Source organism: Archangium sp., assembly GCF_036389735.1.
Classification (GTDB): domain Bacteria; phylum Myxococcota; class Myxococcia; order Myxococcales; family Myxococcaceae; genus Archangium.
This window is the reverse complement of the sequence record NZ_DASVWK010000352.1, coordinates 1-5,489: the sequence shown is the minus strand read 5'-3', so window position 1 is coordinate 5,489 and position 5,489 is coordinate 1. Positions and strand designations below refer to the sequence as shown.

Annotated in this window: 6 protein-coding genes; all 6 read right to left on the bottom strand. The window is 70.7% G+C overall.

The genetic code is table 11. The features are described 5' to 3' along the window. The coding region (locus VF794_RS12370; protein WP_331109973.1) for a hypothetical protein at window positions 1-1,174 on the bottom strand (1,174 nt) is incomplete at its 3' end. Window positions 1,175-1,224: 50 nt separating this feature from the next. Further along, entirely contained in the window at window positions 1,225-2,892 is a 1,668-nt protein-coding gene (locus VF794_RS12365; RefSeq protein ID WP_331109971.1) for a serine/threonine-protein kinase, read from the bottom strand. 95 nt (window positions 2,893-2,987) lie between these two features. Then, on the bottom strand, window positions 2,988-3,350 hold the full coding sequence (locus VF794_RS12360; protein ID WP_331109975.1) for a response regulator: 363 nt from the start codon (window positions 3,348-3,350) through the stop codon (window positions 2,988-2,990). 10 nt (window positions 3,351-3,360) lie between these two features. Beyond that, complete coding sequence (locus VF794_RS12355) at window positions 3,361-3,714, bottom strand: helix-turn-helix transcriptional regulator (RefSeq protein WP_331109969.1); 354 nt, start codon at window positions 3,712-3,714, stop codon at window positions 3,361-3,363. A 151-nt stretch (window positions 3,715-3,865) separates the two neighbouring features. Beyond that, window positions 3,866-5,092 (bottom strand): O-antigen ligase family protein, encoded by a 1,227-nt coding sequence (locus tag VF794_RS12350; protein ID WP_331109967.1) that lies wholly within the window; start codon window positions 5,090-5,092, stop codon window positions 3,866-3,868. Next, on the bottom strand, window positions 5,089-5,489 hold a 401-nt coding region (locus VF794_RS12345; RefSeq protein ID WP_331109965.1), incomplete at its 5' end, for an LptF/LptG family permease. The genes VF794_RS12345 and VF794_RS12350, both read right to left, overlap by 4 nt.

Here is a 5,489-nt window from a genome sequence, read left to right as displayed (position 1 = left end):
CGACCAGCGCCTGGGCCTTCTCGGAGTCGAGCCAGGTGAACGGAATGGTCCGCGAGCCACAGCGCACCGAGCAGGTCTTCTTCTCCTCGTCCAGCTCGACCTCCGAGTACACGCGCATGTCCAGGCCCCGGAACGAGGAATTCATCGTCGGGTTGAAGAAGCGCGGCTCCAGGAAGTGGTAGCCGCTGAGCACCCAGGGAGGAGAGGCCACCTGGACGAAGCGCGTGCCGTCTCCGTAGGCGAGCCGCACGGTCTGCGTCTCGTGGGGCAGCACCGCCACATAGTGCCCCTTGCCATCCGCGCACACGCGGATCTTCTCCAGCCGCAGCCGCTCCGCCAGCTTCTCCCCCTGGCCCCGCGCGGACTCGAGGTTCTCCAGGAAGAACTTCGTGGCGAACTCCTCCTGGTTGCCCTCGTCCTTCGCGGTCGTCCAGCTCACCTTGCCCGCCTGCACCTCCAGCTTCAGGGCTTCTCCGAAACGGCAGGTGAACTCCTTCGCCTGGGCCAGGACGGCCTTCTTCCCCTCGGGCGACTCGCACAGCTCGCGCAGCGCCTCCAGGGGCGACTCGCAATAGGAGGAGATGCTGTACGTCTTGAGCAGCTCGTCCGAGATGCTGTTCCAGTCGATCGTCGCCGTCACCGAGCCGCCGCACGCGGCGTTGAGGGACTTCACCGTCTCGGCGAGCTGCTGGTCGGGCCCGGCCATCTCGGCCTTCCGATCGAAGGCCATCAGCCGCGTGAGCGTGCCATCCGCCTGCTGCTTCTGGTGCAGCGCGTACACCTCGTCCGCCTTCAGGGCCTTGGTGCGCGCCTCGTCGAAGGTGACGCTGATGCTGTAGCGCCGCCCGGGCACGTTGAGGATGTAGCTCCTGCGGCCCCCGCGCGAGCTCACGACGAGGGTGCTGTAGCCCCGACCCCTCAGCTCGGTGGTGTAGCGCACGTCATCGCCGGACTCGCTCACCTCGTAGGGGAGCACCTTGCCATCGAGCTCGCCGCCTGTTCCCTGGACGTGGAGCAGGGCCTTCTTGCCCTCCACGGGGGTGAGCGGAACCACCGCCACCTGCTCTCCCTCCGGGCCGGAGAAGACCTTTCCCGCTTCCACGGGAGCCGCCGCGCGGGCGGGCACTCCGCCCAGCACCGCGAACACGATGACCGTCGCCAGAATGGCTCTCACACCTGTCTCCTGTGGGGACGCCGGACCCCGCATGGGGTCGGCACCAGCGTTCACAACTCCATGTACTGCTTGCAGTACAGACGCACCCGGATGCGCTCCGGGCGGGCGAGGAGCCTCCACTGCGCACGCGCGTTGGAGAGGTCTCCCTTGCGGCAATAGGCACGCGCGAGCAGGGAGACGGCCTCGTCGGTCTTCTGCGTCCGCTGGCTGCGGCTCGCGAAGCGCAGCGCCTCCTCGATGTCACCGGCCGCCAGCGCGCGTGCCGCCTCCTCCAGGTCACCCCGGACCGCCTCGGGGATGACCTCGCTCGCGGCCTGTCGCGCCGGCTTGCGCTCGGGAGGCGCCGCGGGGGTGGGCGCGGACACGGCTGTCGGCGGCACGGCCTCGGGAGGGCCCGGGGGCATGGGAACGGGCTCCACGACAGGCGGGGGCGCCGTCACCACCACGGGCACACCGCTCTCGGGCGCGGGACGGGCCTTGAACCACCCGTTCGAGACGGCCACACCGAGGACCACCGCCACCGTCGCGAGCGCCAGGGGAGCCAGGGGCTTCACGCGGGCCCGGCGAAGCTCCGGCGTGGCCGCGCGGGTGGCCTCGGACGGAGAGACCATCGCCTGGGGCGAAACCGAGGGAACCGGCGGTGGAGGTCGTGACTCCGTCGAGGGCACGAGCGTCGCGGCGAAGCCCACCTCATCCGTGGCGGGGGTGGCGGGCGCGGGGGCCGGAAGGCGGGCCGTGGACGAGGGCGCGAACGTCGCGGCGAAGCCCACGTCATCCGTCGCGGGGGTAGCTGGCGCGGAGGGGGTCCGTGAAGACGGGAGGATGGCGGCCCCAGCGCCGGATTGAGACTGGAGGGGGCTGCCGGTCAGCTCGGCGATGAAGGTGGCGACGTCCGGGTAGCGGTCCCTCGGGTCCTTCGACAGAGCGCGCTCCACGGCCGCGACGACCTGCGCGGGGGTGTTCGGGCAGCGGCTCGCCAGGGGCTCGGGGTGCGTGTGGACGATGCGGAAGACCACCTGCACGATGCTCGAGCCCTCGCCCGCGAAGGGCGGCGTCCCGGACAGCATCTCGTAGACGATGCACCCGAGCGCGAAGAGGTCGGTCCGCGCATCCACCTCGCTGTTCTTCCCCAGGGCCTGCTCGGGCGCCATGTACTGCGGCGTGCCGATCAGCACGGACTCCTGGGTCTTCAGCGTCTGGGAGTCGAGGATCTTCGAGATGCCGAAGTCGAGCAGCTTCACCCGCTCGCCCGTGTCCGAGGGGATGAGGAACACGTTGGCGGGCTTGAGGTCGCGATGGACGACCCCGGCGCGGTGCGCCGCCTGGAGGGCCGAGCCCATCTGCCGGACGATGGCGAGCGCCTCCGCGAGCGGGAGGGGTCCGCGCGACAGCCGCTCCTCGAGGCTCTCGCCGCGCAGGTACTCCATCAGCAGGAAGGGCGTGCCATCCGGCAGGGTGTCGAAGTCGAGCACCTCGACGATGTTCGGATGGCCGAGCTGGGAGGCGATCTCCGCCTCGCGGCGGAAGCGCGCGAAAAGCTCCGGGTTCAGGCCCGCGCCGTTCAGGAGGACCTTGACCGCCACCTGCCGTCCGGGGAGTCGGCGGTGCCGGGCCAGGAAGACCGCGCCCATGCCCCCCTTCCCGAGCAGCGAGGTGATCTCGTACGTGTCCTGGAGGACCGCGCCCACGCGGATGTCACTGGCAGCCGGTTGAGTCATGGGGGGAGCATCGGGCCGTCATCGTGGCCCTGGGGCCCCAGACTTAGCCCGCTTCAACCCCACTCCGCCAGTCACACCCGGCCCCGGAGCCCCCGTCAGGCGGCTCGCGCGAAGCGCCGCACGGTCCGCAGGAGCGAGGGGAGATCGAAGGGCTTGCGCAGCACCGCGGAAAGACTGGGGTGCACCACCGCCAGGGCGCTGATGGACACCACCGGCACGTCGTCGAGGGCGGGGTCGGCGCGCATCCGCTCCAGGAAGGCCCAGCCGTTCATCCGGGGCATGATGAAGTCGAGCAGCACCAGCGAGGGCCTCTGGCCCCCGGACAACCATTCGAGCGCCGTATCGCCATCGACCGCGCACACCACCTGGCATCCCTGCGCCAGCAGCGCCTCCTCGATGGCGTCGCGGACATCGGGCTCGTCCTCGACGAGGAGAATGATGTTGGAAGGGCCTTTCATGAGCACGGACTCAGCGCTCCTCGAACATGGCGTAGATGACGCGCATGGCGAGTTGAACCTCCCGTCCGGAGCGGCCGGCGAGGAAGTCGCAGATCTGCGCGACTTGATCGGTGCGCTCGCGATCGAAGTCGTGGAACAGCGTTTTCAACGAAACATTGAGGCCCACGGCCAGCTTTCCCAACGTCTCAAGTGACGGGGAGAACGCACCCCGCTCGATGCGCCGGATGGCGTCGACCGACAGCTCACTGCGCTCAGCGAGCTTCTCCTGGGTGAGCTTGCGCGCGGTCCGCAGGCGTTTCATGTGACTGCCAAACTGGAGAGGCAACCGTCCTTCTCCAGCAACTCTGTTCCGCTCGTTCTCCATAACTACAGGGATAATTGGGGTAGCTTCGCGTGGTGTGAAGTGCGCATGTTCAAGGCTCGACCCTGCATTTGCTCTCGGCTCGGCAGAGACGTCCGGGAGCGTTTTGAAGGCACCGCCCCCCTCGAACCGAGGATCCCCAGCACTCCGTGCGTCAGCTCCGGGGAGCGCGCTGCCCGCTGAGCCCCGCGCCCAGCACCAGCGCGAAGGCCTGCGAGGCCTGGGTGTGGAAGAGCGGATCGTGCAGCAGTGACAGCAGGCAGAAGAACGCGAGTGCCCCGAGCGCGCCCAGGCCCTCGGGGCGGCGCAGGGGGAAGTGCCAGGCGAGCCAGCCCAGCAGTACCACGAAGAGCATGGCCCCTGGTACACCTGTCTCGGCGGCCATGCTGACGAACTGGTTGTGCGCCTTGCCTGGGTGCTCACGCGCCTGCTGGGGCATGTCCGGGGTAGCCCAGAGGCGGGCCTGGAAGCGCCCTGGCCCCACGCCCGTGACGGGGCTCTCGCGCACCGCGCACAGGCCCGTCTCCAGCAGCGCGGAGCGGCTCCCCGAGCCCTGCTCCGTGTTGCTGTTGAGGAAGCGCTCGCGCAGCGGCGCGTTGAGGGTCAGCGCGAGCACGGCCAGCCCCAGCACCGCCGCGCACGCCGGCACGGCCACACGCCTCGGCAGACCGAGCATCACCAGCAACCCCAGCACCGCCACCAGGGCCACGCTGGCCGCGCGGGCGTACGGAAAGAGGCCCACGGAGACGAGCCCCACGGCCGCCACCGCCAGCGCCACGGCGCGCCGCCGGCCCTGGAGTCGCAGCCCCACGCCCAGCGCGAACGCCACCCCCATGCCGCCAATGTGCGAGAACTTCAGCCGGTGGAACAGCAGGCCTCCGGCCATGAAGCGATTCTCCGTGCCGGGGACGACCTCGTAGACCCGCTCGAACGGGAGGCGCGTCCACGCCAACGGCGCCCAGGCCTCCTGCGCGGGCCACGCCCCGAAGTGCTGGAGTCCCGCCACCACGCACGAGACGAGGAACACCCCGCCCAGGACCCACGCCAGGCGCACCCGCCGCGCGTCCGACAACTGGCCCAGCGCCACCGCCGCCACGGGAATGCCCGCGAAATCCAGCAGGCGCGCCACGCCCGTGCCGCTCGGCGGGTGCCCGGACAGCGGCGGCACCACCAGCGCCCACGCCAGGAAGGCCACCATCGGCGCCCACGCGCGCAGGGCCCCGCGCACGGTGACCCCGCCCTGTCGGGCCGCCACCAGCGCCCCCAACGCGCAGCCCGCGAGCCCCGCCGCCGCGAGCGCCTCCAGGAACAGGCACCCCACGCCCCACAGGGACAGGAACACCAGGAACCAGCGCTCGAGGCCCTCGGGTTTCACGTTCACGCGCCGCGTCTCCACAGGTGGAGCCGGCCCTCGCCTCGCAGCCACAGCAGAGCCGCGGCCACCACCAGCAACGCGGTCGGCATCCACGCGGCCACCACCGGCGTCAGGCGCTCGGTGAGCACCAGCGTCCGAGCCACCACCATCAGGCCCCACATCGTCACGCAGATGAGCAGGCCCTCGACGATGGCCACCGTCAGGTGCCCCTTGCGCCCCGGACGCAGCGCCAGCCCCACCGCCAGCAACGCCGCGGGGAAACCCGCCAGCGGGTAGGCGAAGCGGTTGTGGAAGGCGAGCGAGAAGTTCCCCGTCTCCAGCCCCACCTCCCGGCGCACCTGGATCTGCTCACGCAGCACCGGCAGTCGCATCTGCTCGGGCCGGCCGGGGCGGATGCGGAACG

Bases quoted from the DNA above. Each gene is read 5' to 3' on its own strand.
- VF794_RS12365 (WP_331109971.1), bottom strand. From the start codon at position 2,892: ATGACTCAACCGGCTGCCAGTGACATCCGCGTGGGCGCGGTCCTCCAG.
- VF794_RS12360 (WP_331109975.1), bottom strand. From the start codon at position 3,350: ATGAAAGGCCCTTCCAACATCATTCTCCTCGTCGAGGACGAGCCCGAT.
- VF794_RS12355 (WP_331109969.1), bottom strand. From the start codon at position 3,714: ATGGAGAACGAGCGGAACAGAGTTGCTGGAGAAGGACGGTTGCCTCTC.